Below are 26,676 nucleotides of genomic sequence, written 5' to 3'. Positions count from 1 at the left end.
TGAGCGCCAATCAGAGCTTGAAGCGGATACCGCCATAGACGCGGCGGCCGACCGTCTCGATGATGGTGCGACGTTCGACGCTGTTGGCATTTTCCTTGCGCGTCGCGTCGAGCAGGTTGACGCCTTCCAGGAACATCGAGATGCCCGGCATCAGCGTGACGTTGAGCGACGCATCCAGCTGGCCATAGGCTTCGCCAAACTCGGGATTATTGCCGCGGCCCTGCGCCGTGATCAGATATTTGGACCGCCAGTTATAGGCGCCCCGCAGGCTGACGACGTCGTCTTCATAATAGGCCGAGATATTGTAGGCATGGCGCGACAGGCCCTGGAAGGGCAGGGAATCGCCGGTGAAATAATCCTTCCCTTCGTAGCCGCTATCCTTGGAATAGGTATAGTTGGCCACCACGCCCATCTGCTTGAGCACCGGCACGTCGATGAAGTCGAACGCGATCTGCGCGCCGGCTTCCACGCCGTTGATCGTCACCTTCTGCGTGCCGTTGGTGGGCACGGTGATGGTGTAGGTCACGCCGCTGGCATCGGTATAGGGCTCGGTCGTGTTTTGGATGAACGAGCTGATTTCCTTGCGGAAATAGGTGACCGACGCGAAGCTGGTGCGGTTGATATAATATTCCAGGCCCGCATCATATTGGCGGGCGCGGAACGGCTGCAGATCCGGATTGCCGCGCGAACCCGACAGGCCAACGACGTCGATGGTGAAGCGCGGTGCCAGCTGCTGCGGCAGCGGACGGGCCATCACTTCGGTCGCGGTCGCACGCGCCATCAGCTTGTTGGGGATGAGTTCCGCCTTCATGTTGATCGAGGGCAGGAATTCGGTGCTGTTGCTGTCATAGGATACGGGCGAGATCACGCCGCCGGTGCTGAGATAGCCCGAGGTATTGACCTTGGTATTGACGACACGAGCGCCGATCACGCCGCTGACGGGCACGGCACCAACGTCGAAGGCGAAGCTGGCCTGGCCATAACCCGCCAGGTTGCGTTCGCCGACCTTCCAGGTGTCGGTATAGACCTGGCAGGTGCCGTCGGCATTGGCCGGGCAGCCGCCTTCCGCGAACGGATCGGGAATGCCTACCGCATCGGCCACGCCCTGGGTCATGTTGAGCCAGCCGCTATAATCGCCGGTGAAGCCCAGATTGCCGGTGTGGAAGAAGGGCGAGGTGCCAAGCGCCGCATTGCCGCTGACGATGCTGTCGATCTGTGCCTGCACCGCCGGATCGCTGAAGCCGTTGAGCGTCGTGGTGCGGGTGTAGAAGCGGCTCTTGACCGTCAGGTCGCGATACTGGCCACCAATCTTGAACGAGGTGAACAGGCCGCCGTCGGTCTTATATTCCGCGTCCAGCTTGGCCATCTTCTCGGTCTGGTCGTCATAGCGCGGACGACGCAGCACGGTCAGCTGGTTGATGCCGGCCGTGGTGGTCGGATCATTGGGCAGGATGATGTTCGGCGCATTCTGGCCGTTGCTATAGTCGACGATCAGGCTGGACATGCCGGTGACGGCTGCGGTCGCGTTGATCTCGTTATTATAGGCCTTGGCCTTGGACAGCGAGATTTTCGGCGTCAGCGTCAGGTTGCCGGTCGTCCAGTCGGCGCCCAGCGCGACATTATAGGTGGTACGCTTGATGTCGCCCAGAATGTTGCGATAGGACACGCCCAGCTGGCTGGTCTGCGCCTTCGACGTATTGTTGGTCATCACCAGATATTCGACCGTATTGTCCGGGCCGATGATGGTGTTTTCCGTGTCGACGATGCCGCCGCTGGTGCCGGTCTGCAGATATTGCGAGGTCACCGACTGGATCGACTTGGTCCAGTTGCTTTCGACATAGGCCTTGAAATCGTCGCTCGGGCGCCATTCCAGGATGCCGTTCAGCGCATAGCGGCGGGTTTCCAGGCGGTTGATGACATAGCGCGGAATGTCGGGGAAGAAATCGCCGACGCCGTCATTGTTGAGGTCATAGGCCTGCATGCCGGCCGTATTGGGATCGCTGTCCAGCTGGACCCAGCCGGTGGTGCGCGCCTGATGGCTTTCGACATTGCGGTTCTCGAACGTGCCCGACACCAACACGCCGATCGTGCCATTGGCGAAGGTGTCGCTGCCGATCAGCGCCAGGCGCGGGTCCATATGGTCGCCGATATCGGCATAGATGGCCTGGGCGGAACCGGCCAGATAGGGCTTGCCGCCATTGTCGAACGGCCGGCGGGTGATGACGCGCACGGTGCCGCCGACGCCGCCTTCGGTCATGTCGGCGGTCGCCGACTTCACCACTTCCAGGCGGTTGACGAATTCGGAGGGCAGATCGCGGAAATCGACGTCGCGGCCGCCGCCCACGGTGGTGGACAGGGCGGTGACGCCGTTGATCTCAACGCGGTTCAATGACGGATCGGCGCCGCGGATGGTGATGCCGGAGCCTTCGCCGTCGGAACGGGTCAGTTGGACGCCGGTCACGCGCTGCAGCGCTTCACCGACATTCTTGTCCGGGAACTTGCCGATATCCTCGGCCGAAATGGCGTCCAGCACCTGGGCTGCATTGCGCTTGGCGTTGAGCGCGCCCTGAAGGCTGGAACGGATACCGGTGACGACGATATCCTCGCTGCTCGCTTCGGGCGCCTGCTGGGGCTGTTCGGACTGCTGCTGGTCTTGTGCCGCGGCCGGCATGGCGCCCAGCAGGACGGCGGCGACGGCCGACGTCGACAACAAGGCGCGATAATTGGAAAACCTCACTTAAACATCCTCCCTATGCGTGCCCCCCCGTTTGGGCACGGGTTTGAGGTCGACCGCGACCAGACCCCGCCGCGACAACCCTTTGATATCCCATATATTGGGTCTTTATATCTATATATGGACACGTAGAGATGGCGCTCTCTTTGCGGCAAAGCGAGCTATATCATCGATGAACCGTTGCCATAACGGACCATGGTTCCATCATGTGGATCATTATACGTCACCAGACGCTTCACCGCGAATCCGGGCGCGCCGGTCGCGTTAAGCCGTCCGGCGGATCGAGCGCCAATGCGTTCCAGATTGTGGAATGGGTGCGCCGTTCAGGCGACGGGTCGCGCCAGTAGGGCGTGCAACCGGTGTTCGACCGCGATGTCCGCCTGATCTTCGATCAGCCAGCACTCGCCCGCCATCCAGGGCTGACCGTCGATCAGCCCACTCCCCTGCAACGGGATGAACCAGAACGGCCCCTGATCCTGCCGAACCCGTTCGCCAGCCTCATGCACCAGATTTTCGAGCGTGAAGGGGGCGCCGGTTTCCTCCACCAGCACGCAGGCGCGGTCGCTGGTCACATGTTGCGCCAGCCGGTCATAGGGCACAGGCGCACTGACGACCATGCCGGCATCCAGATGCAGTTCGCGGGGGCGCCCATAATCGAACAGGCGATAGGTCACGTCGTTATTCTGCTGCACTTCAACGAGGGTAATACCGCCGCCGATGGCATGAATCGTGCCCGCCGGAATATAGTAGAAATCGCCCGGCCTTACCGGCTTCCAGTCGATCAATTCCTCAATCGACCCATCCAGCGCGGCCGCTCTCAACGCATCGGCATCGACCGTCCGGGTCAGGCCGATGCCCAGTCGAGCGTCCCCTTCGGTTGCCAGGACATACCAGCATTCCGACTTGCCGCCAGCCAGCCCCATGGCCTGCGCCTGGGCATCGTCAGGATGGACCTGGACCGACAATTTCTCGCTCGTGAAGAGATATTTGACGAGCAGCGGCTGAGGCATATCGGGGTCCGCCGTGAACCAGATCTCGCCCACGCGGCGATCGGCATTCAACCCAAAGCGCGCAGGCAAATCCCTGCGTCCCCAAGGCTTTTCAACGGCGCTCGGAATCAGGCGATAGGACGACATATCCAAAGCCATAGCAGAATGGCAATCGCTGTCATGTCATCATCCGTGCCAAGCCGATATTGTCTTGCGTCAACTAGTAATTCTCGACCAGACGCATGTATCAGCCTGCCAGCCCCTTGATATCGGCAGTCAGGTCCAGCACCTGCGCCGCCTCGAAACTGGCGACCGGATAGGCGCAGTAATCGGCGGCATAATAGGCGCTGGGTCGGTGATTGCCCGACGCGCCCAGGCCGCCGAACGGCATCGCGCCGCTGGCGCCGGTGGTCGGCCGGTTGCGGTTGACGACGCCCGCCCGGCTTTCCAGCAGGAACCGGTCCCACAGCGCACCGTCGGCGGACACGAGCCCAGCCGCCAGTCCGTAGCGGGTCGCATTCGCCGCCGCGATCGCCGCGTCGAAATCGGCGACGCGGATCACCTGCAGCAGCGGCGCGAAAATCTCCTCGTCCGGCGCATCCACGCCGGTCACGTCGATCATGCCCGGCGTCAGGAAGGCACCGCCGAGGTCTGCCGGCTGTTCCAGTGGCAGCAACTCTACCCCACCCAGCGCCAGCAGCGCGGCATGGCGCGCTTTGGCATGGGCCGCCGCCTCAGCCGAGATCAGCGCGCCCATATAGGGCTCAGGCTGGCTGTCCCAGGCGCCGATCGTCAGCCGCCGGGCGAGCGCCACCGTCGCGTCGAGGATCGCGTCACCCGCCGCGCCCTGCGGCAGGATCAGCCGACGCGCGCAGGAACAGCGCTGGCCCGCGGTGATGAAGGCCGACTGGACGATGATCGAGGCGACCGCCTGCGCATCGCCGTCCCAGGCGACCAGCGGATTATTGCCGCCCAGTTCCAGCGCCAGGATCACGCCCGGCCGATCGGCCATCACGCGGGTGAAATGGGCGCCCGCGCCCGCCGATCCGGTGAACAACAGGCCGTCGATATCCTGCGCGATCAATGCCGCGCCGGTGTCCCGCCCCCCCTGCAACAAGGTGAAGACGCCATCGGGTAGGCCGGCGTCGCGAAACGCCTGCGCCATCAGTTCGCCCACCAGCGGGGTCAGTTCGGACGGCTTGAAGATGACCACATCGCCTGCCAGCAGGGCCGGCACGATATGGCCGTTGGGCAGATGGCCGGGAAAATTATAGGGGCCGAGCACCGCCATCACGCCATGCGGCTTGTGGCGCAGCACCGCCCGGCCGAACGGGGTCGCCTGCTCGCGCGATCCTGCGCGTTCCGCCTGCGCCGCAATAGAGATGTCGACCTTGCCGATCATCGAGGCAATTTCGGTCTTCGCCTCCCACAGCGGCTTGCCGGTCTCGCGCGCGATCGCGCTGGCAAAGGCATCGCTGCGGTCCGACAGCAGCGCCTTGTAGCGGCGGACATGATCCTCGCGCGCGGATTGCGGCAGTGCCGCCCAGGCCGGAAAGGCAGCGCGAGCGCGCGTCACGGCCGCTGCACAGATCGCGGCATCGGCCGCCTCCCCTTCCCACAGGAGCGTGTCGCTGGCCGGATCGATCGAACGGAAAATCATATGGCCTCCAGAAAGCGGGACAAGGATAGCGCACCCCTTTCCAGCCTCCTAGCGCCTTGCGGGCGCGACAGGATAATGAATCCCGCCGCGCCCTTCATGCCGATCCGGAATAAGCGGCGCTTATTCCAGATAGGTGGTGCGCAGCGCCGCAATGTCCACCGGCGTCAGGCCGATTTCCTGAGCCAGATAGGCATCGACTGAACCCCAGCGCTTGTCGATTTCGGCGAAGGCATAGGTCAGGAAGGGCGTGCCGTCGGGCAGCACCAGCGGATTGGCCTTGGCCATCGCTCCGCCCTTCTGCATCTGTGCGAACATGCCGGCGATCGGGCTGCTCTGCGCGACGGCACCGCTCATCGGCGGCACTTCATATTGCGGGCGGCGCGACGGCGTCGAGAGCACATAGTCGCGATAGATGACATCGCGCGGCACGCCGAGCGCCGACAGGATCATCGCGCTGACAAAGCCGGTGCGGTCCTGCCCGGCCGAGCAATTATAGAGCAGCGGCCCGTCCTTCGACAGCAGGCGCGCGAAGACGATACGCAGTTGCGGCTTCAACTGGGTCGCCATGCCGCGATAGGTGCCGGCATAGGCTTCGAGCTGCTTGGCCGGGTCCATATTCCTGGCATCGAACTTCATGCCCTGCATCATCGCCGCCATCGAATAGCCGACCGCATTATAGGGGATGCCGTCCAGCTTGGTCGGGGCGAACAGCCGTTCCTCATCCGAACGCAGGTCGACCAGATTGGCGACGCCCAGCGCCTTCACCTGCGCCACGTCGGCCGGGGTCAGCATGGCCTGCCCGCCCGAACGATAGATCCGGCCCCAGCGGACATGCTTGCCGCCAGCCGCCGGATAGCCGCCCAGATCGCGGAAGTTGGAGGATTGTTCCATCACCAGCACACGCTCGGCCACGCGCGTCACCGCGCCGCTCTTGCTGTCGCGCAGCAGGAAATAGGGGCGCGTGCCCGGCGCCACCTGCACCTCCTGCACACCGTCCTTGTCCCTGGCCGCCACCAGCGTGGCGCTGGCGATGGGGGCATCGGGGCGATCGGCCTGCAACAGATCGACGGGATCGGTATCCTGCCAGCGGATCGCCAGCTTGTCGGGCGCCACCCGTTCCACCACCGGATCGGCGATGGTGCCGGCGAAGGCTGCGGCCGGCATCGTCAGGGGCAGCGCCACCAGCGCGGCGCGGATCATCATCTTGCGCATAATCTTTCCTCTCTCCCTCTATTTTAGAAGCGCACCGTGGCTTCCAGGCCATAGGTGCGCGGTTCGTTGAAAATGCCCATTTGCAGCGACGAGGAGCCGGTCTGGAAGAAGGTGTGCTGTTCGTTGAACAGGTTGCGCGACCAGGCCGAAATCTGGAGCTTGGCGTCGCCCTTGAGCGTGATGTCGGCGAGCGACAGGCGTGCATTCACCAGGAAGGAGGAGTCGGTCAGCGCCGCGTCGCTGGACTGGGAATGATAGCCATCGCCGCCATTGGCATCGACATGGGCGCGCAGCGTCGCCCAGTCGAGCGGCAGGCTATAGTCGATCGCGCCGCTGAAAGCGTTCTTCGGCGTATAGACCACGAACACGGTTTGCAGCGCATTGCCGGCAAAGGGGTTGGCCGCCTGTGCCAGATCGCCCTTGGTATAGGCATAGGCGGCGGTCAGCGTCAGCCCCTCGACCGGCATCACCACCAGATCGGCCTCGACGCCCTTGATCGTGCCATGGCCGTCGACATTGACGGTCTCGATCGTGGTGCGGGTCGGGCCGCCCGGCACTTCGGACAGCACCGCGTTGAAGTCGATCTGCTGATTCTTGTAGATCGTCTTGTAGACGGCCAAGTTCAGCCGGACATGACGGTCGAGGAACTCGCCCTTGAAGCCGATTTCGGAGGTTTCGACCTCCTCGGGCTTATAGGCGCGATAGGTAACGGAGCGGGAATTGGCGCCGCCCGCGCGATAGGCCGTCCCCCATTTGCCATAGAGATGGATATTGTCGGTCGCGTCGAACGCCAGAGTGACGGTCGGGTCGATCCGGCTGCTGGAAATGTCGAAGCGGAAATCCTTGTCGACGCCATTGACCTTGAACAGGTCGCCGCTCTTCTTGTCGCGGGTATAGCGCGCGCCGCCGGTCAGGTGCAGCGCATCGTCCAGGATCGCCGGGGTCCAGGTCGCCTGGCCATAGAGGGCGAAGCTGTCTGCCTTGGCGTCGCTGGCACGGTCGGGATAGGGCGTGACCTGGCCGGCTTCCAGCGTCGGCAGGCGGGTCGGCGCGTCAGCCGCAGTTGCCCCCCACTGCATGGTATAGGGCGCCCAGGCCCAATCCTCGCCCTTTTCATGATAATAATAGGCGCCGGCGACGAAATCAACGCGCGAGAGCGAGCCCACCAACTGCACTTCCTGGCTGAACTGATTCTGTTCGAGACCCGCCAGGCTGTAGCGCGCGAACTTGGCATAGGGCGCAAAGGCGCCCTGATGCGCGCCGCCATTGTCATATTGGCTCTGGCTCAGTTCGCGATAGGAAGTGATGGAGCGCAGGTTGATGCCATCGGCGACCTGCCAGTCCATATGCAGCGCATGGCCATGGGTCTTGCCGATGCTCTTCTGGATCGGCACGCCGATATCGGCGGTCCTGGCGCGATCGGGCTGGACCTCGACCATGTCCGCGACCGGCAGACGATCCGACTTGCCCAGCATCTGGAAACAATAGGGCGTGCTGGCGTCATAGGAGGTGTCGAAATCATATTGGGCGGAGAAGCGGCTGCTCGGCTCCCATAGGATCGCGCCATGCAAGCCGCGCTGGTCGAGCTGGTTATAATCCTCCTCGCCCGCCATCGGATTGTCGGTGGTGCCGCCGCGCTTGGTGACGAGCGCGTCCAGCTTGACGCTGACATTGGCGAAGCTGGGCAGGTCGAGATGGGTTTCGACCTTGTAGCCGTCATAATTCATGACGCCCATGGTCTGGCTCAGGTGAAACTCGCCGCTCGGCTTCCTGCTGACGATGCTGAGCGCGCCGCCGGTCGAATTGCGGCCGAACAACGTGCCCTGCGGCCCCTTCAGCACCTCAATCCGTTCGATGTCGAACAGGGCGGTGCCCAGCCCCTGCGAGCGGCCGAGATAGACGCCGTCAATATAGATGCCCACGCCCGCGTCACGGCTGGGCTGGTTGGCGTCGAACGGCACGATGCCGCGAATGCCGACGGTCAGCGCCGAATTGCGCGAGGCGAAGGGGGCGATGCGCAGCGAGGGCACCGCGCCGTCGCCCAGATCCTTCAGGCTCACCACGCTGCGTGCCTTGAGATCATCGCTGCCCAGCACCGAAATGGCGATCGGCGTTTTCTGCAGATTGGTCTCGGTCTTCTGCGCAGTGACGACAATCGAACCAAGGCCGGCATCTCCTTCGTCAAGCGGTGCGTCCTCCGCATGGGCCTGAGCCACGAAGCCCGCCCCCATCAGCATGGTGCCGGCCAGAATGAGTGCGCGACGGCGCAGGACAGACGAACATTTCATGATGCGTACCCCCCTAATGATGTTGAATTCGGAGGGGCAGTTAGAACGTCTGTATGCAGCCGCGGTTACATATGTATCTCAGTTCGATGACAGGACCAGCGGCAATATGACAGCGGCGAGACACGGATATCGCCCCGACGCAGCCTTTGCCAGTTCGGCGGGATATGGCATAAAGGGCGTTATGGCGACGGCGGCACATTCGGAAAAAACCTCGGAAATCTGTGCGATGGAGCGGCTTATCGAGGCCGTTCTCGACATATGGGAACGCGATGGCACGAGCGGCACATCGGCCCGCGCGATCAGCCGCCTGGCCCAGACCCCCGTATCCGGAATCTATCATCACTTCGGATCACTGGAACAGTTGTTTCTTTCCGCACATGAGCAGGCCCAGCGCGATTCGGAACGCTGGTGCGCGGCGCGGCTGGCGGAACTGGAGGGGGTCGCGCCCCTGTCGCGTAACGCCTTCGGGCCGTTGCTCGCCGCGCTCATCGACCAATGGTGCGAGGAGGAACGCCGGCTGGCCTTTGCCTGGCGCGAATGCCAGCTGATCGCTGCGCGGGAGGATCGCTATGGCCCGGTCGCCCAACGCTGGACGACCATGTGGCGCAATTTCTGGGAAGAGGTCTGCGCGCGCTGTGGCCATCCGGGTCGGGGCGCCTTCACGGCCTATCTGTTCGACGGTGAGGCCACGCTGCACCTGATGCGCTGGCGCCGGCCGGTCGACCGCGCGGGACTGGAAGAGTTGTGCGCCGGCTGGAACGACTGGCTGTGCGGTCGGCCGGCACGCGATGGCGACTGGCGCCTCTATGCGCGGGCGCAGGCCGATCTGGCACTGCCCGAACAGATCATCACCGGTGGAACGATGGAACAGGTTGCCGAAGCGGCCGCCGACGTGCTGGCACGGGACGGCATGGGCGCCCTCACGCATCGCGCCGTCGCCGCGCAGGCCGGCCTGACCCTGGGCGTCGTCTCCTATAATTTCCGATCGAGTGCCGAACTGGTCCGTGCCGCGTTCGAGATGATCTATCGCCGGGTGGTGGGCAGACGGGGCATCGCCCCTGCCGATCCGGTCGCCCTGTCGGAGGAAGAGGTGATGGCCCGCTATCGCAGGCCCTTCCCGGCCAATGACCGGACATTGTCGGCCCTGGACGAACTAATGCTCGCTGCCGCGCGCGATAACGCGCTCGCCAGCTTTGCGCCGCAACTGCGCTATCGGCGCGGTCGCACCAGTGGCGGCATGTTGCAAGCCCTGTTGGGACGCGAGATTTCGGGTCTGGAGGCCGCGCTCTTTTCCGGCTTCGCGTCGGGCCATCGCAAGGCCTGCTTCGGCCTGCCCGCCGATGAAGCAGCCGAACGGAGCGGCATCCTCATCACCCAATTGCGGGAAATGTTGCGCCCCCCTTCCGTCGCCTGATCCGTTCAACCGGACAGGGCACCGGCCCGCGCCGCCAATATATCCTCCAGATGGTTGACCGGATCGCCGGCAACCACCCCGCCCTCGACCGGCATGGCGATGCCGGTGATCTGGCGCGCGCGGTCGCTGGCCAGGAACAGCGCCGCCTGCGCCACGTCGTCCGGCACGCCGCGCCGCTTCAAGGGCTGGTTGGAGAGATAGACCGCGTCGATCGCGGCATCGACCCGCGCCGCCCGGTCCGCCTCTGCCCCCTGCGCGCTGAAGGACGACAGGCTGGTGCGGATATGGCCGGGCACCAGGCAATTCACGCGAATGCCATGCTGCGCCAGGTCGATCGCTACCGATTTGGAGAATTGAATCAGCCCCGCCTTGGACGCGCGATAACTCATCATCGCCTGCCCCGCGAGCAGCCCCGCGATCGAGGCATTGTTGAGGATGACGCCGCCACCATGATCCTTCATGTGCCGCGCCGCCGCCTGCGTCCCCAGCATCGGTCCCAGCAGATTGACCGCCATCACCCGGTCGAAATCGGCCAGGCTGTCGTCCAGGAAATGCGGGAAGGGCGCGCAGCTGATCCCGGCATTGTTGAACAATATGTGCAGCCCGCCAAAGGCATCGACCGCGCGCGCGACCATCGCCTGTACCTGCGCCCGGTCGGCGACATCGACGGCCATGAACAGTGCCGATGGTCCGAGCGCGGCCGCCAGCGCGGTGCCGGCCGTCCCATCGCGATCGGCGATCAGCACCCTCGCCCCTTCGGCCACAAACAGCTCCACCGTTGCCCGGCCGATGCCGCCTGCGCCGCCGGTGACGATGGCGACCTTGCCCGCCAGTTCCCCTGCCATGCGCCTCAACCCCGCCGGGTGAAGCGGATCGGCAGCCGCTCGATCGACTGGGTCGCGACCGTCGGCAGATAGCGGATATCCTCGGGCGCGATCGCCAGTTCGATATCGCAGATCCGCCGGACGATCTCGCGCGCCGCGACCTTGATCTCCATCCGCGCCAGCGCCAGGCCGATGCAGCGATGCACCCCGCCGCCAAAGGACAGGTGCCGGCCGATATTGGGTCGGTCGAGATCGAAGCGGCGCGGATCGGGGAACACATCCTCCTGATCGTTGGCGGAGGCATACATGAGCAGCAGATGCGCGCCCGCCGGCAGCGTCTTGCCGCCCAGTTCCACTTCGCGCGTGGTCATACGCGACAGGCCGCGCACCGGTGGTTCGATCCGCAGCAACTCCTCGACAAAACGGTTCATCAGCCGGTCGTCGTCCACCGACGCTTGCAACAAGGTGGCAATCTCCGGCCGGGTCGCGAGGATGTAGAAGAGATTGCCGAGCGCGGTCGCCGTCGTCTCATTGCCGGCGATCAGCAGCGCCCGGATCAGCGACACCGCCTCGGCAAAGGTCAGCGCCTGGCCCTCGGCATCGCGGGCATGGACCAGATCGGAAATCATGTCCTCGCGCGGGTCGGCCTCGCGCTCGCGCATCTTGGCGATCAGATAATGTTGCAGGTCGCAAATCTCGCGCGCATGGCCCAGCATCTGTTCGCGATCCTGCATCCGGCCGATCTGGGCCGTGACAGCAATAGACCAGCGCGCGATGCGGTCCTTCATCGCCCAGTCGAGACCCAGTTGCTCGCAGATGATCCGCACCGTCAGCGGCACGGCGAAATCCTGCACTGCGTCCGCCTTGCCCCGGTCGGCAACGCTGTCGATCAGGTCGATCACGACCCTGGTGATCCGCGGCTCCAATTCCTTGACCCGATGGGCGCTGAACGCCTTTTCCATCAGCTTGCGGATGCGGGTGTGATAGGGCGGATCGGACATGATCGCGTCGGGGAAATAGCCGCCACCCTCGCGCTCCAATATCTGCTGGAACTCCTGCTGGAAGCCCTTGGCCTGCTGGCTGTGATAGCCCTTGTTCACCGAATAGGTGATAGGATCCTGCTGGATCGCGGCGATATCCTCATAGCGGGACACCAGATACATGCCGAGCTTCTCGTCCCAATGGACCGGGTCATGCGACCGCATCGCCGCATAATAAGCACGCGGCCGGGCCGAGATGATCGGATCGGTCATCGACGCCATGTCGAGCAGGCTGCGCGCTTCGGGCGCGAGTGTGTCTTGCGTCATTGCTGCGCCACCACGACGCGCAGGCCATCAAGCGCCGACGTCAGGCGGATCTGACAGGCGAGGCGGCTGGTGTCGCCGGCGACATCGGACACCATGTCGAGCATCGCATATTCGACATCGTCGGGCGCGCCGGTGCGATCGACCCAGGCCGGATCGACATGGACCAGACAGGTCGCGCAGGAACAGGCACCGCCACAATCGGCCGCGATCCCATCGATCCCGTTCGCCTTGGCCAGTTCCATCAGCGACAGGTCGCCCTCCCCGGCGACCGCCTGCTCCACGCCATGCACATCCACAAAGGTGACCCGCACCATCGACATCCTTCTCCTCATGAAGGGGCAGGATGGCCGATGGCGCCGGACGCGGAAAGGCATGGCGCCGCGCAGCCGCTTGACTGGCGCGGCAGGCCGCGCGGCGGCGAGAGGAAACGCCAAGTGCGCGTGCAGTCATTGGGTCGGGAAAGGGCGCGGCCTAGTCTTCACAGCAGAAGAGGATGCCATTCGTGCCGACGACGCTCATCGCCAACGCCACCATCTGGGACGCCACCGGCAGCCCTGCCTTTGCCGGCGACCTGCTGATTGAAGGCAACCGCATCCTTGCGGTCGGGCCGGATGCCAGCGCCGGCCGTGCGCCGGCCGATCAGGTCATCGACGGCAGCGGCAAGACGCTGATGCCCGGCCTCACCGAAGGCCATGCCCATATCTCCTTCGGCGACGCCGCCTCGACCGAGGATCTGATCGCGCCTTCGCCCGAAGCGCACACGCTCATCACCGCGCGCATGGCCGGGCGCCTGATCGATCAGGGCTTCACCAGCTGCTATGGCGCGTCGGCCGCGAAGCTCAAACTGGACGTCGCGGTGCGCGATGCGGTCAATGCCGGCCATATCCCCGGCCCGCGCATCCGCGCCGGATCGACCGAGATCACCGTCACCGGCGGCATGGGCGACGAGAGCAGGCTGCACAATCCGCGCATCGGCATTTCCTGTGTCGTCGACGGGCCGGAGGAGATGCGCCGCGCGGTGCGGCTGGCGATCCGCGAGGGCTGCGACAATATCAAGCTCGATGTCTCGGGCGACCCCTTCTATCCCGGCAGCCCGTCCCATATGACGCCGATGGCGTTCGAGGAAGTGCAGATGGCGGTCGACACCGCCCATGCCTTCGGCCGCAAGGTGAACGCCCATAGCCGGTCGATAGAGGGCAGCAAATATTGCGTCCGCGCCGGGGTCGATGGCCTGTTCCATGTCGAATATGCCGACAGCGAACTGCTCGACATGCTGGAGGAAGCGAAGGACCGGATCGTCATCGCGCCCTCGATCGGTCTGTTCCACGCGATGATCCATCATGGCGAACCCTGGATCAGCCGCGCGACCTGCGACGCGATGGGCATAGCCGCACTGATCGAGGCATCGGTCGAGACCCACTGCGAATTGCGCAAGCGCGGCATCCGCCATCTGATCGGCGGCGATTATGGCCTGGCCTGGAACCCGCAGGGCACCAATGCCCGCGATATCCAGCTGATGATCGACTATTATGGCTATGACGCGGCCGGCGCGCTGGCCTGTGCCACCTGCAATGGCGGGCAGGCGATGCGCGACCAGGGCGATCTGGGCACTTTGGTGCCCGGCGCGCTCGCCGACATGCTGCTGGTGGACGGCAATCCATTGGCCGACGTCACCATCCTCGAAGACAAGAACCGGCTGGCCATGGTGATGAAGGATGGCGCGATCCACCGCATCGCGCCCGGCCTGATCGACTGTGCCACGCCCGCCCAACGGAGAGTTGCATGAACATGGAAAGCGGCCCGATGGCGGCGGGCGATGCCCGCTGCCCGGCGATCAGCACGCAGGATATCATCGCCCGCGACAGGGTCGCCGCGCCCGGCTGGGTCCGCAGCGAGTCCTACGCCTTCCTCGGCAGCGAGGACATCTCCACCGACCGCTATATCGATCCCGATTTCGCCCGGCGCGAGATGGACAGCCTGTGGACGCGCAGCTGGCAATTTGCCTGCCGCGAGGAACATATACCGGAAGTCGGCGACTATCAGGTCTATGAGATCGGCCGCCACAGTTTCATCATCACCCGCGTCGCGGCGGACGATATCCGTGCCTATTACAACGCCTGCCTGCATCGCGGCACCAAGCTGCGCGCGTCAGGATCGGCCGGCTGTGCCAGCGAGTTCAAATGCAGCTTCCATGGCTGGAGTTGGCACATTGACGGGTCCAGCAAGAGCATCACCTGCCCCTGGGACTTCCCCCATGTCGATCCGGCGAACAACAGCTTGCCGCAGGTCCGCGTGCAGACGCTGGGCGGCTTCGTGTGGATCAACATGGACCCGGACGCGCCTAGTCTGGAGGAGTATCTGGGTGCCGAGGCGCTGGCCCACATAGAGGCGTGGAAGCTGGAGGATCGCTATATCCACCTCCATGTCCAGAAGAGCTTCCCGGCCAACTGGAAGCTGACGATCGAGGCCTTCATGGAGGCCTATCATGTGATCGAGACCCATCCGCAGGTCGCCCCGTCCAATGCCGACGCGAACAGCCAATATGATGTCTATGGCGATCATGTGAACCGCTTCATCTCCTGCCTGGGTGTTGCCTCGCCGCATCTGGAGGGGCGCTTTTCCGAGCAGGATATTCTCGACCAGTTCACCGTCGGCGACGCATCGGTGCTGAGCGAGGATCGGCCGCAGGTGGGCGATGGCACCGCGCGCCAGGCGATGGCCGACCTGTTCCGCACCATGTTCGGCGCGGCCACCGGCAGCGACCTTGGCGCCACGTCGGACAGCGAAATGCTCGACTGTTTCTCCTACGCCCTCTTTCCCAACACCTATCTCTTCCCCGGCGTGTCGCTGCCGATGGTCTATCGCTTCCGCCCGGACCCGAAGGACCATCGTCGCTGCATCTATGAGGTCTTCTTCCTGCGCCCGGTGCCCAGCGATGGCTCGCGCCCCGAACCGGCCGAGCCGATCCTGCTGACCGACGAACAAAGCTTCTGCGAGGCGCCGGGCATGGATGCGGGCTTCGGCAGGATTCTCGATCAGGATACCGACAATCTGTTCCTGCAGCAGGAAGGGATAGAGGCGAGCGCCAAGCGCGGCCTGACGCTGGGCAATTATCAGGAAATCCGTATCCGTCATTTCGAGCAGGCGGTCGACCGCTATGTCGCCATGCCGCCGCTGCGGCCCGGACGCTGAGGCCGGCCTATGTCCTTTGCCCTCAACGCGCAACTGGCCGCCAAGCGCCCGCCCCTGCCGACCACGACGGCGATCGATCCGGTCACCGCCAGCATCATTCGCGGCGCACTGGAAACCGTCTGCTATGAGGCGACGACCCATCTGGGCCGCGCGGCCTCCTCGCCGATCATCAACCAGTCGAACGAGCGCAACGCGGCGATCGTCGATGCCCATGGCCGGCTGGCCATGGGGTCGATAGGCACACCCCATCTGACCTTCGTGTCGCAGCTCACGGTCCGTTATGGCCTGATGCAGCAGCAGGATTATGACTGGGGGCCGGGCGATGTCTTCGTCGGCAATGATCCCGATTATGGCGGCGGCCACCTGCCCGACTATAATGTCTATGCGCCGGTCTATGACGCGGCGGGCGAACTGGTGCTGGTGCAGGCGCTGCAGGCGCATCAGGGCGATACCGGCGGCAAGGATCCGGGCGGCTTCACCCTCGACGCCACCGACATATTCACCGAAGGCCTGGCCATTCCCTGCCTGAAGCTGGTCAATCGCGGCCAGAAGCGGCGCGACGCCATCCATCTGCTCGAACGCAACAACCGCTTCCCCAGCTTCGCCGGCGATCTCGCCGCGATGATCGGCGCGGTCGAGAAGGCGACCGTCTCGATCCGCGCGATCCTCGACAAATGGGGGGCGGACATGGTGCGGGCGGCGGTCAATCATGCGATCGACCAGTCGGAACGGCAGATGCGCGCCACCGTCTCCGCCTGGCGCGACGGCCGCTATGACGCGACCGTCCATATCGATCATGACACGATGGGGACCAGGGATATCCGCGTCCAGGTCGGCTGCACCGTGGCCGGCGACCAGCTGACCGTCGACCTCAGCGGCACCGACGATCGCCAGGATCTGGTCGGGGTGTGGAACACCTTCGCCAATTCGCGCGGCTATATCATGACCCAGATCGCCGCCAGCATCGACCCCGACATCGTCAAGAATGAAGGGCTGTTCAACGCGGTCGAGATCATCCTGCCCGAAGGCTGCATCGCCCACCCCGCGCCCAACCGCCCCGCCGCGCTCGGCTCCTTTCACCCCGCCTGCGAAATTACCGAAGCGGTGTGCGTCGCCCTGTCGCAGATCGCCCCCGACCGGTCCGCGCCGCAGGTCTACAAGATCGGCATGCCCAATGCGGTGATCGGCTTCGACGCGGGCGGCCAGATGTGGATGGATCAGGGCGTCGATTGCCGGTCAATGGACGTATCCGCCGTGCAGGGTATCGATGGCTGGGGCAGCTGCCCGGTCTCGCTCGGCAATTTGCTGCTGTCGCAGGCGGAGGATGGCGAGGCGCGCTTCCCGGTCATCAACATCAGCCGCGAACTGATGACCGACAGCGGCGGCGCGGGCCAGTGGCGCGGCATGCCGGGCAGCCGCAACGTGAAACGGATATTGGAACCGGCGATGGCGATGGCCTGGATGGTCAGCCATGACCATCCGATCAGCGGCCTGGCCGGTGGCGCCGACGGCACCCCCTATCTCAACCATTTTCAGGTCGGGACGCCCGATGAATATCGGGTCGAGCTGACCGCGCGGGCGCAACTGCCGGCGGGGGCCGTCATCGCCTATCAGCATGGTGGGGGGGCGGGCTTCGGCCCGGCGCTGCGGCGCGACCCGCAGGCGGTGTGCGAGGATGTGCTGGACGAACTGGTGAGCATCGCCGCCGCCCGTGACCTTTATGGCGTGGTGCTGACCGGCGCCATCGAAGATTACAGCCTGGCGGTGGACCATGCCGCCACGGCAGCATTGCGCGGGGAGCGGATCGCGGCATGAGCTATCGCGTCGGCATCGATATTGGCGGCACCTTCACCGACTTCGCCCTGTTGAAGGATGGGTTGAAGGATGGGCCAAAGGACGGGCAGGTCATCCTGCACAAGAATCTGAGCACCCCACATGATCGCTCGATCGGCGTGATGGAGGGGCTGGAGACGCTGGCCGGCAAGGAGGGGTTGTCGCAGGGCGACTTCCTTGCCCGCTGCGAGGCGATCGTCCACGGCACCACGGTTGCCGACAATATATTGATCGAGATGGACGGCGCCGTCACCGGCCTCATCACCACCCAGGGTTTCCGCGACGAAATGGAATATCGGCGCGGCTACAAGGAAAGCATCTGGGACGTGCGGCTGGAACCGCCGATCCCGATCGTGCCGCGCCGCCGCCGCCTGACCATACCCGAACGGGTGCTGGCCGATGGCAGCGTGCATGAAGAACTGGACGAGGCGGCGGTTCGCGAGGCCTGTGCCAGGCTGCGCAAGCAGGGCGTCGAATCCGTCGCGATCGGCCTGATCTTCGCCCATGTGAACGGCGATCATGAGGATCGGGTGGCGCAGATCGTGGCAGAGGAAATGCCCGGCATCCCCGTCTCGCTTGGGCACCGCATCCTGTCGCGCGCGCCGGAATATGACCGGATCAGCACGACGGTGGTGAACGCCTATGTCGCGCCGCGCGTGAATGCCTATCTCGAACGACTGGTCAGTCGCCTGGCGCAGGCCGGCTATGGCCGGCAGTTGATGGTGATGCAGGCGTCCGGCGGGGTCATGACCCGCGCTTACATCGAAGCCGCGCCGATCCGGCTGCTCGCCTCCGGCCCGGCCGGCGGCGTCATCGCATCGGCCCGGACCGGCGGCGCCAAAGGCTATCGCAACCTGCTGTGCGTCGACATGGGCGGCACCAGCTATGACATGTCGGTGGTGCGAGACGGCGCGGCTCCAGCCGAAGCGGGCTGGAACATGCATCATCGCTATCTGGTCGGTGTGCCGATGGTGCAGGTGGAAACGCTGGGCGCGGGTGGCGGATCGATCTGCCATGTCGACAAGGGAGAACTGAAGGTCGGCCCCGCCTCCGCCGGCGCGGCGCCGGGACCGATCTGCTATGGCCGGGGCGGGCTGCGGCCGACCGTGACCGACGCGCTGCTGATGCTGGGCATCCTCTCCACCGGCGAAGGCTTTGCCGGCGGCAGCTTCCGCCTGCGCGACGAGAGCGTGGCGGAGGCCTTCGCGGCATTGGGCGCGGAGCTGGGCTATGATGCGCAGCAGGCAGCGTTCGATTGCTGGCGGCTGGTCAATGCCAATATGACCCAGGCGGTGCGGCGCACGACGGCGGCCAAGGGCATGGCCCCGGCCGACATGGTGATGCTGGCCTATGGTGGCAATGGCCCGGCCTTCGCCGCGATCCAGGCGCAGGATCTGGGGATCGGCCAGGTGCTGGTGCCCCGCGCCTCCCCCACCTTCTCCGCGCTCGGCACGCTGGTCGCCCATCCCGCGATCGACGAGGAACGCTCCTGCAGTGCCCGCGCCGATGCGCTGGACCTCGACCGGCTGCGTGGCCTGTGGGCCGATCTGGCCGCCGATGCCGGGGTGCATTTTGCCGAGGCCGGCTTTTCCGCCGATACGGTGCAGGCGCGCTGGCGGGTGGCGATGCGCTATGCCGGGCAGAATTGGGCACTGACCTTCGACCTGCATGAAGGCCGCGGGCTGGATGATCTGGGCTTTGTCGACGACACGCTGTCGGCCCGCGCCATCGCTGCCTTCAACGCGCGGCATCTGGCCGAATATGGCCATGTCCGCGATGGCGAGGTGCCGGAAATCACCGGCGTGCGCCTGAGCGCCCAGGTGGAAACGCCGATGCCGCCCGCCGGCGGTGGCTTTACCGCGCCGATCGTGGAGCCGGCGCCCCATGGCTATCGCCGCGCCAATCTGGGCGATGGCTTTGCCGATGTCGCGATCCACAAGGGGCCGGACCTGATCCCCGGCGCCCGCGTCACCGGCCCGGCGATCATCGAGGAGGTCTTCACCACCATCGCCGTCTATCCCGGCTGGCAGGCGCGGGTCGATGATGTCGGCGACTATCTGCTGGTGCGTCATCCATGACGGCGCTGGCCGGGCTGGTGATCGTGGAGACGGCGGAGCGGGTGACGGGCGAAATTGCCGCCCGCCTGCTCGCCGATTTCGGTGCGGAAGTGATCAAGGTCGAGGCGACCGGCGGCGCCCCGACCCGCGCCATGGGGCCATTTCATGACGGGCAGAGCACCCTGTTCCGCTATCTCAACAGCAACAAGAAATCGGTGCTGCTCGATCTGGACGCGCCGCAGGATCGCGCGCTGATCGACCGGCTGCTGGCGCGCGCCGATGCGCTGATCGACGATCATGGGCCGGACTGGGCGGCGCAGCACGGACTGGCGCTCGGCAGCCGGCCCGATATCGTTCATTGCGCGATCACGCCCTTTGGCCAGGACGCCCCGCCCCATTGGCAGATTGCCCGGCCGATCAATGTAATCAATGCCGGTGGCTGGGCCTGGCACACGCCCAGCGAGAGCGCGCCCGACCGGCCGCCGTTGATGGGCGCGGGCCGGTTCATGAGCGATTATGAGGCGGGGCTGGAGGCCGCGCTCTGCACCACCGCTTCGCTGCTGCGCAAGCGGCGGACCGGCATGGGACAGGCAATCGACATCAGCGAGGTCGCGGTCCAGCTGTCGCGCGCCGACTGCGTCCTGGGGCGGATGCTGGCCGGGGATGCAGAGCCGGGACCGGAGCGCACCCGCTATGATATGGGCGGACCCGGCGCGGCCTTTGCCTGCGCCGACGGCCATGTCTATCTGCTGATGACGACGCGCGCGCACTGGCGCGGGCTGTGTGCGCTGATGGGCGATCCCGACTGGGCCGCGGCCTTCCCGGAGGATTGGCTGGAATATCATTGCACACCCGACCGGGTCGCCGATTTTCGCCGTCATTTCCGCATCTGGATCGCGACCCAGGCCAAGGATGTCGTGGCGCAGGCGGCGCAGCAAGCGGGCGTGCCGCTGGTGCAGGTCAACAGCGCCGCCGACCTGATCGACCATGTCCAATATCGGCATCGCGGCTTCTTCCAGCCGCTGGACGGCGCGCTGCATCCGACCATACCCTATCGCATGAGCGCCTCGCCGGTGGTGCTGCACAGCCCGGCCCCGACGCCCGGCGCCGATCAGGCGATGCTGGCATGAGCCGGGGCGGACCGCTCGCCGGCATCCGGGTGCTGGAAATCGCCAAGGTCTGGGCCGGTCCCTATGCCGGCAAGCTGCTCGCCTTTCTCGGCGCGGAGGTCATCAAGGTCGAAAGCCGCGCCAATCTGGACGAGATGCGCGCCTATGGCGGGGTCGATATCGACAGCGCACCCTATTTCCGCAGCATCAACCAGGAGGTGCTGAGCGTCCAGCTCGACATGAAATCGGATGAGGGCATGGCCCATCTGCGCGCGATGATCGCCGCGTCCGACGTGCTGATCGACAATCTGCGGCCCGGCGCGATGGAGCGATCGGGCCTGGGCTATGAGGATGTTCGCGCGATCCGCCCCGACATCATCCAGCTCTCGATCAAAATGTACGGGCGCGACGGGCCGCTCGGCTACCAGACCGGCTATGCCCCCTGTTTCGCGGCGCTGGGCGGGCTCAATGCACTGGTCGGCCATGCCGGCGAGACACCGGCGGGGATGAATATCCGCTATGGCGACTCCACCGTCGGCGCCGCCGCCGCGCTGGCGATCGTCGCCGCGCTCCATCATCGCGAGACGAGCGGCGAGGGACAGTTTATCGACCTGTCGGCGGTCGAGACGCTGTCGATGATGGTCGGTGACAGCCTGTTCGCCTATGGCCTGACCGGCGAGCTGCCGCAGGCGACGGGCAACCTCCATGCCGACATGGCACCCCATGGCTGCTACCCGTGCGCCGACGGGCAATGGATCAGTCTCGCCATCGCCGACGATCGGGAATGGGCGGCTTTCTGCGCTACCATCGGCGCGCAGGCGCTGGCCACCGATCCCCGCTTCGCCGATGCGGCCGACCGGCTGGCCAACCGGAACGCGCTTGATGCAGCGCTCGCCGGGCTCAGTCCCGAATGGGATGCCGAGGCGATGGCGCAGGCACTGCTTCTGGCCGGTGTGCCGGCCTTTCGCAGCCAGTCCTCGCTCGACCTGATCGGGAGCGAGGCGCTCTGGGCGCTGGGTGCCTATCGCATGGTCAGCGATGCCAAGGGCGAGCCGCGACCGATCATCGGGCCGGGCTGGCGCATGACACCGGACGAGGCCAGCATCACCCGTGGCGCGCCGTTGCTCGGTGAGCATAACCATCTGGTCTATAGCGAGATATTGGGATTGAGTGACAGCGAAATTGACGACCTGATCGCCCGTCGCGTCATTTGGTAATCAGCCGCTCTTGCAAGTTGATCACCAGCCATTAGATTTTTGCGAATGATTCGCAAAAAGGAAAGAAAATGGCGCAGCCCAATGTCTATCAGGTGTCGGACTGGAATGGATCGAGCGGTGAACGCTGGGTCACGCACCGGCAGCGGCTTGACGCCATGCTCGCGCCCTTTGGCGATGCGGCGATGGCAGCTGCCGCCGCCCGGCCGGGCGAGCGCGTGCTGGATGTGGGATGCGGCGCGGGCACCAGCAGCATCGCCCTTGCCTGCCAGGTCGGCGCAACCGGCGAGGTGCTGGGCCTCGACATTTCCGGGCCGCTGATTGCCTTGGCTCAGTCGCAGCAGCCCACCGACCTTCCGGTCCGCTATGCCCTGGCCGATGCCGGCAGTGCGACATTGACCACCCATGGCTTCAACCTGCTCTTCTCCCGCTTTGGCGTGATGTTCTTCGACGATCCCGTGGCCAGCTTCGCCCATATGCGGCGCTGGCTGCGGCCGGGCGGGCGGATCGCCTTCGTCTGCTGGCGCGCGGCGGCGGACAATGACTGGGTGCGCCTGCCGATGGGCGCGATCCGCGACATCGTGCTGCCGCTGGCGCCGCCCGACCCCGAAGCGCCCGGCCCCTTCTCCTTTGGCGATCCGGCACGGGTAACGCGCATCCTGAGCGATGCCGGCTTTGCCGAAATCGACCTCACTGCGCTCGATGGTGTCATCCCCTTCGGCCAAGGCGCCGATCGCGAGGCGGCGCTGGACGATGCGCTCGCCATGGCGTTCGAGGTTGGCCCGCTCTCCCGCGCGCTGGCCGATCAGCCTGCCGATATACGGGATCGCGCCGCCCAGGCGGTGCGCCAGGCCTTCGCCGCGCGGCCCGGCGAGACCGCGATCCTGATCGACGGCGCCGCCTGGATCGTGACCGCCACCAATCCGGGCTAGAGTAGCCGCACCGGCCGGGATATAGGCGCGCCATGACCGAGCATCCCGCCTATCGCCAGATCGGCCTCATCGGCACCGGCCGGGTCGCGCGCGCGCTGGGGCTGGCACTGGCCCCGCACAGCGCTGCGCCGATCCTGGTGCAGGGTCGCAATCCGGATCATGCCGCCGCTGCGCTCGAGGCGATTGGCCGTGCGCAGGCCGTTGCCCTGTCAACTTCGCTGTCATCCAATTGCGACCTGATCCTGCTGGCGGTGGCGGACGACGCCCTGCCGGCGGTGATCGCGGATCTGGCCACTATGCCGCTGTCTGCCACCATCTGCCATGTCAGCGGGCGCAGCGGCGCGGCGCTGCTTGACCCGCTGCGAGCGCAGGGCGCGATCACCGCCGCCGTCCATCCGGCGATGACCTTCACCGGCGATCCGGCCGCCGAAGTCGCGCGGATGCAGGGCGCCCGCTTCGCCATCACCGGCGCCGATGCGCCATCGACCGCGGCGGCGCGCAGGCTGGTCGCGCTGCTGGGTGGCGTGGCGGTCGAGGTCGCGGAGGCGCATCGCGCCCTCTATCATGCCGCGCTCTGCCATGCGGCCAATCATCTGGTGACGCTGATCGCCGGTGCCTCCGACGCATTGACGGCGGCCGGCGTGGCGGAGCCCGGCGCGCTGCTGGCGCCGCTGGTCCGGGCCGCGCTCGACAACAGCCTGGATCGCGGGATGAACGCCCTGTCCGGCCCGCTGCTGCGCGGCGACCGACAGACGATCGGCAATCATCTGACAGCGCTGCGCGCGCATGCACCCGAACTGCTGCCAGCCTATCGCGCCATGGCGCTGGCGACGCTCGACGCGCTGGACCGGGACGAGGGCGCGCTGCGCGACGATCTCAGCCGGTAAAGCGACTGTTGATCATCCGCGTGGTCGACCAGCCACCGTCCACCGCGATCACCTGGCCATTGATATACTCCGCCTTGTCCGAACAGAGGAAAGCGACGACATTGGCCACATCTTCGGGAAGACAGTCGCGATAGAAAGGCGTCAGCCCCTGGTTGATCCGCTGGAAGGCAGGATAGTCCCAGGCGGCGTCAGTCATCGGCGTGCGCACCACGGTCGGCGCGACGATGTTGGAGCGGATGCCTTGTTCGCCATATTGCGCCGCCATCGTCTGGGTGAGGCCGGTCAGCCCCGCCTTCACCGCGCAATAGATGCCGCCATCCATTCCGCCCATGATGCCGAAGGTCGACCCGATGGTGACGATCGCCGACCCCATGCCCATATGCGGCAGGACGGCCCGGCACAGGCGGAACGGCGCGCGCAGCGACAGGCCGATCACTTCGTCCAGCATGGCGTCGCTGGTGTCATGCACCGGCGCCCACACCCCCGCGCCGGCATTGTTGACCAGATGATCGACCCGCCCGAACCGGACCGTTGCCTCCGCCACGATCCTGTCCGGCGCATCCTCATCGCCAATGTCCGCCGCGACGAAGGCAAAGGCGGCGTCCTGCGGCAGCGCGGATGCGAGCGCCGCCAGTCTGTCCGCGCTGCGGCCGGTGCCCAGCACGGCCACGCCATCGGCGCACAGGGCGCGCACGATCGCCGCGCCAATGCCGCCCGCCGCGCCGGTGACGATCGCGACCTTCTGTTCCGTCATGCCGTCATCCTCTGCTGCTCGTGCGCCCGCGCCGCAATGTCCCCCGCCGCGACAAAGCCGAAGGTCAGCGCCGGACCGATCGTCGCACCGGCGCCGGGATAGCAATCGCCAAAGGGACTCGCCGCGCAATTGCCCGCCGCATAGAGATGCGGGATCGGCCGACCGCCGCCATCCAGCACCCGCGCCTGTGCGTCGCAGCGCAGCCCGCCCTTGGTGCCCAGATCGCCATTGTCGATCGGCACGGCATAGAAGGGCGCGGTATCGATCGGCCCCAGATTGGGATTGGGCGTGACGCCGGGATCGCCGAAGAAGCGATCATAGATATTGCCGCCCCGGCCAAATTCGGGATCGACGCCGGTCTGCGCATAGCCGTTCATCACCTGCACGGTTTCACTCAGCGCCTGCGGCGCGATGCCGATCGTGCGCGCCAGTTCTTCGATCGATCCGGCGCGGAAGACATAATGGTCCCACCAATGGCCGGGGATGCGATGATCGGGCGTATGGACCGTGGGCATCAGCCCGCCGGCGCTGAACTTCGCCCGGAACTTGGCATCGAAGATCAGCCAGCAGGGCATGTTGGCGCCGGTCTTTAGCTGATCCGCCACCATCGCCTGGCCGAACCGGTCATAGCCGGTCGCTTCATTGACGAAGCGCAGCCCCAGCCGGTTGACGCAGACGCTCCACGGCCGGCCGACATCGAAGGCGGCCTGGTGGATTTCGTGGAAATTGGCGGCACCCGGCGCCGGCAGGGTCATGGTCGGAATCCACCAGCCCTGATCGGTATGGGCGACGGACGCCCCCACGGCCTCCGCCGCGATCAGTGCGTCGCCGCGATTGCCCTCCTCCGGTGTCGAACTATGGCGGGCGAGGCCCGGCACCGGGTAGAAACGGTCCCGCAGTGCCTGATTCCATTCAAAGCCGCCCGCCGCCAGCACCACGCCATGGCGCGCGGCGATCTGCTGCACCTGCCCGAAGCGGCGGACGGTGATGCCCGACACGCGGCCGTCCGCGCCCAGCGTCAGTTCCTCCAGTGCGGTTTCCAGCCGCAGTTCGACGCCGCGGGCGAAGACCTGGTTGTAAAGCGCGCCCATCAGCCCCGCCCCCTGGGTGAAGCGCCGGTCCCGCGCCGACAGCCGCCGCGTGCCGATGTCGAGCCAGTAGCGGGCGATCATCTTCGCCGCGGTCCAGCGCCAGCCGCGCTGCTGCATCATCAGGGCGAAGGTCTGGCCAAGGTCCATCGCATAGCGGCGGAATAGCGTGAACCGGCTATATTGCGCCCGCATCAGCGGATAGCGTTCATCGCCCAATTGCCGCCCGTCAAAGGTCGGACAGATGATCGAGCGATCGGCCCGCGCGCCCGGTGCTTCGGGAAAATAATCGGGCCAGGCCGCCGCCATCACCGGCACGCCGCTGTCCTTCAGGAAGCGCAGCATCTCCGGCGCCCGATCGACATAGGCGGCCAGCCGTTCCGCATCGACCGGCACGCCGATGACGCTGCGCAGATAGCGCAACGCCTCGGCCGCGCTGTCGCCCCGGTCGCCATCCAGTCCATGGCCCGGCACCCACATTACCCCGCCCGAAGTGGCCGATGTGCCGCCGAACTGATGCGCCTTCTCCACGATCAGGACGGAGAGGCCGAGATCAGCGCCCCGCAAGGCTGCCATGGCGCCGGCCGCGCCCGATCCGACGACGATGAGGTCGAAGCTGTCCATCATCAGAAGCTCGGCACCGCTTCGAGATGCGATCCGGGCGGGAAGCAGAAATATTCGAGATAATGGCCCAGATCCGCCCGCGCATCGAAATAGGCATAGGTGCCGCCCATCGTGTCCCAGGCGATCGGCATCGCCCAGCGCGCCTTGGCCGCCGCGACGGCCGCGTCAAAGGCGGCGCGATCGCCGAAATGCCGGCCCTGATGATGATGATGAAGGCCAAAGCCCTCCGTCGGCAGGCCCCATTGATAGACGGCGATGTCGCCCGACAAAGGCTGGATGATCTCGAACTGCAGTTCATCCTTCGTCGCCAGCGCGAAATGGGTCACTGCCTGCCGGTCCTGCCCGGTGTCGAACAGCGCGTCGGGCATTTCCATATAATGGCCGATGCCGTGCAGCGCGCCGATCTCGTCCATCGCCCGGCGCCAGTCGGTGGTCACATAGGCATGCTGATAATAGTCCCGGCGCACGGATCGCCCTCTCCCGCTCTGTTCTGCTGCCAGCCACTATCGAAGGCGGGGCAGCGAAGCGGAATGACCCCGGCGGCAGCGCCGCTTGCAC

General features: G+C 65.8%; 20 protein-coding genes. 9 read left to right on the top strand and 11 right to left on the bottom strand.

The window, feature by feature from the left end:
• Window positions 1-10: 10 nt before the first annotated feature.
• The 5 genes from E5554_RS07390 to E5554_RS07370 form a co-directional block, all read right to left on the bottom strand.
• Complete coding sequence (locus E5554_RS07390; RefSeq protein ID WP_069336520.1) at window positions 11-2,737, bottom strand: TonB-dependent receptor; 2,727 nt, start codon at window positions 2,735-2,737, stop codon at window positions 11-13.
• A gap of 320 nt (window positions 2,738-3,057) precedes the next feature.
• Entirely contained in the window at window positions 3,058-3,870 is an 813-nt protein-coding gene (locus E5554_RS07385; RefSeq protein WP_136186404.1) for a class I mannose-6-phosphate isomerase, read from the bottom strand.
• 100 nt (window positions 3,871-3,970) lie between these two features.
• Window positions 3,971-5,383 carry a succinylglutamate-semialdehyde dehydrogenase gene (gene astD, locus E5554_RS07380; RefSeq protein WP_136186403.1) on the bottom strand — a complete coding sequence of 471 codons (1,413 nt, stop codon included), beginning with the start codon at window positions 5,381-5,383 and terminating at the stop codon, window positions 3,971-3,973.
• Window positions 5,384-5,503: 120 nt separating this feature from the next.
• A complete protein-coding gene (locus E5554_RS07375; RefSeq protein WP_136186402.1) occupies window positions 5,504-6,595 on the bottom strand; it encodes a tyrosine-protein phosphatase in 1,092 nt (363 codons plus the stop codon).
• Between the two features lie 23 nt (window positions 6,596-6,618).
• On the bottom strand, window positions 6,619-8,883 hold the full coding sequence (locus tag E5554_RS07370; protein ID WP_136186401.1) for a TonB-dependent receptor: 2,265 nt from the start codon (window positions 8,881-8,883) through the stop codon (window positions 6,619-6,621).
• 226 nt (window positions 8,884-9,109) lie between these two features.
• On the opposite strand from E5554_RS07370, the gene E5554_RS07365 reads away from it, so the two are divergent.
• Complete coding sequence (locus E5554_RS07365) at window positions 9,110-10,297, top strand: TetR family transcriptional regulator (RefSeq protein WP_247594405.1); 1,188 nt, start codon at window positions 9,110-9,112, stop codon at window positions 10,295-10,297.
• 5 nt (window positions 10,298-10,302) lie between these two features.
• On the opposite strand, the gene E5554_RS07360 is transcribed toward E5554_RS07365, so the two are convergent.
• From E5554_RS07360 to E5554_RS07350, 3 genes are read right to left on the bottom strand one after another with little or no spacing between them, the layout of a single operon-like run.
• Window positions 10,303-11,142, bottom strand: coding sequence for an SDR family oxidoreductase (locus E5554_RS07360; protein WP_136186399.1), 840 nt, complete (start codon window positions 11,140-11,142; stop codon window positions 10,303-10,305).
• A 5-nt stretch (window positions 11,143-11,147) separates the two neighbouring features.
• Window positions 11,148-12,428 (bottom strand): cytochrome P450, encoded by a 1,281-nt coding sequence (locus E5554_RS07355; RefSeq protein WP_136186398.1) that lies wholly within the window; start codon window positions 12,426-12,428, stop codon window positions 11,148-11,150.
• On the bottom strand, window positions 12,425-12,742 hold the full coding sequence (locus tag E5554_RS07350; protein ID WP_125997318.1) for a 2Fe-2S iron-sulfur cluster-binding protein: 318 nt from the start codon (window positions 12,740-12,742) through the stop codon (window positions 12,425-12,427). Before E5554_RS07350 ends, E5554_RS07355 begins: the two co-directional genes overlap by 4 nt.
• A 179-nt stretch (window positions 12,743-12,921) precedes the next feature.
• On the opposite strand from E5554_RS07350, the gene E5554_RS07345 reads away from it, so the two are divergent.
• The 8 genes from E5554_RS07345 (at window position 12,922) to E5554_RS07310 (ending at window position 23,652) form a co-directional block, all read left to right on the top strand.
• Complete coding sequence (locus E5554_RS07345) at window positions 12,922-14,214, top strand: amidohydrolase family protein (RefSeq protein WP_136186397.1); 1,293 nt, start codon at window positions 12,922-12,924, stop codon at window positions 14,212-14,214.
• Window positions 14,211-15,620 carry an aromatic ring-hydroxylating dioxygenase subunit alpha gene (locus tag E5554_RS07340; RefSeq protein WP_136186396.1) on the top strand — a complete coding sequence of 470 codons (1,410 nt, stop codon included), beginning with the start codon at window positions 14,211-14,213 and terminating at the stop codon, window positions 15,618-15,620. Before E5554_RS07345 ends, E5554_RS07340 begins: the two co-directional genes overlap by 4 nt.
• Before the next feature lie 9 nt (window positions 15,621-15,629).
• Window positions 15,630-17,435, top strand: coding sequence for a hydantoinase B/oxoprolinase family protein (locus tag E5554_RS07335; protein ID WP_136186395.1), 1,806 nt, complete (start codon window positions 15,630-15,632; stop codon window positions 17,433-17,435).
• Window positions 17,432-19,531: a hydantoinase/oxoprolinase family protein gene (locus E5554_RS07330; RefSeq protein ID WP_136186394.1), complete on the top strand. Its 2,100-nt coding sequence runs from the start codon at window positions 17,432-17,434 to the stop codon at window positions 19,529-19,531. The genes E5554_RS07335 and E5554_RS07330 overlap by 4 nt, the downstream gene beginning before the upstream one ends.
• Entirely contained in the window at window positions 19,528-20,640 is a 1,113-nt protein-coding gene (locus E5554_RS07325; RefSeq protein ID WP_136186393.1) for a CoA transferase, read from the top strand. The genes E5554_RS07330 and E5554_RS07325 overlap by 4 nt, the downstream gene beginning before the upstream one ends.
• Entirely contained in the window at window positions 20,637-21,836 is a 1,200-nt protein-coding gene (locus tag E5554_RS07320; RefSeq protein ID WP_136186392.1) for a CaiB/BaiF CoA-transferase family protein, read from the top strand. Before E5554_RS07325 ends, E5554_RS07320 begins: the two co-directional genes overlap by 4 nt.
• A gap of 68 nt (window positions 21,837-21,904) precedes the next feature.
• On the top strand, window positions 21,905-22,765 hold the full coding sequence (locus E5554_RS07315; protein WP_136186391.1) for a methyltransferase domain-containing protein: 861 nt from the start codon (window positions 21,905-21,907) through the stop codon (window positions 22,763-22,765).
• Between the two features lie 32 nt (window positions 22,766-22,797).
• Window positions 22,798-23,652, top strand: coding sequence for a DUF2520 domain-containing protein (locus E5554_RS07310; protein ID WP_136186390.1), 855 nt, complete (start codon window positions 22,798-22,800; stop codon window positions 23,650-23,652).
• Here the strand turns inward: E5554_RS07310 and E5554_RS07305 are convergent.
• The 3 genes from E5554_RS07305 to E5554_RS07295 are packed head-to-tail and all read right to left on the bottom strand — an operon-like array spanning window position 23,642 to window position 26,585.
• On the bottom strand, window positions 23,642-24,406 hold the full coding sequence (locus E5554_RS07305) for an SDR family oxidoreductase (RefSeq protein ID WP_136186389.1): 765 nt from the start codon (window positions 24,404-24,406) through the stop codon (window positions 23,642-23,644). The two genes, E5554_RS07310 and E5554_RS07305, sit on opposite strands and share 11 nt — an antisense overlap.
• The gene (locus tag E5554_RS07300) at window positions 24,403-26,121 is read right to left on the bottom strand and encodes an FAD-dependent oxidoreductase (RefSeq protein ID WP_136186388.1); all 1,719 of its coding nucleotides are present in this window, start codon (window positions 26,119-26,121) and stop codon (window positions 24,403-24,405) included. The genes E5554_RS07305 and E5554_RS07300 overlap by 4 nt, the downstream gene beginning before the upstream one ends.
• Window positions 26,121-26,585, bottom strand: coding sequence for a VOC family protein (locus E5554_RS07295; RefSeq protein WP_136186387.1), 465 nt, complete (start codon window positions 26,583-26,585; stop codon window positions 26,121-26,123). Before E5554_RS07295 ends, E5554_RS07300 begins: the two co-directional genes overlap by 1 nt.
• Window positions 26,586-26,676: the final 91 nt, after the last annotated feature.

Origin of the sequence: Sphingobium sp. PAMC28499 (assembly GCF_004795815.1) — a bacterium.
Taxonomy (GTDB): domain Bacteria; phylum Pseudomonadota; class Alphaproteobacteria; order Sphingomonadales; family Sphingomonadaceae; genus Sphingobium; species Sphingobium yanoikuyae.
The sequence above is the reverse complement of the archived record's forward strand: the minus strand, read 5'-3'. Positions and strand labels throughout refer to the sequence as shown.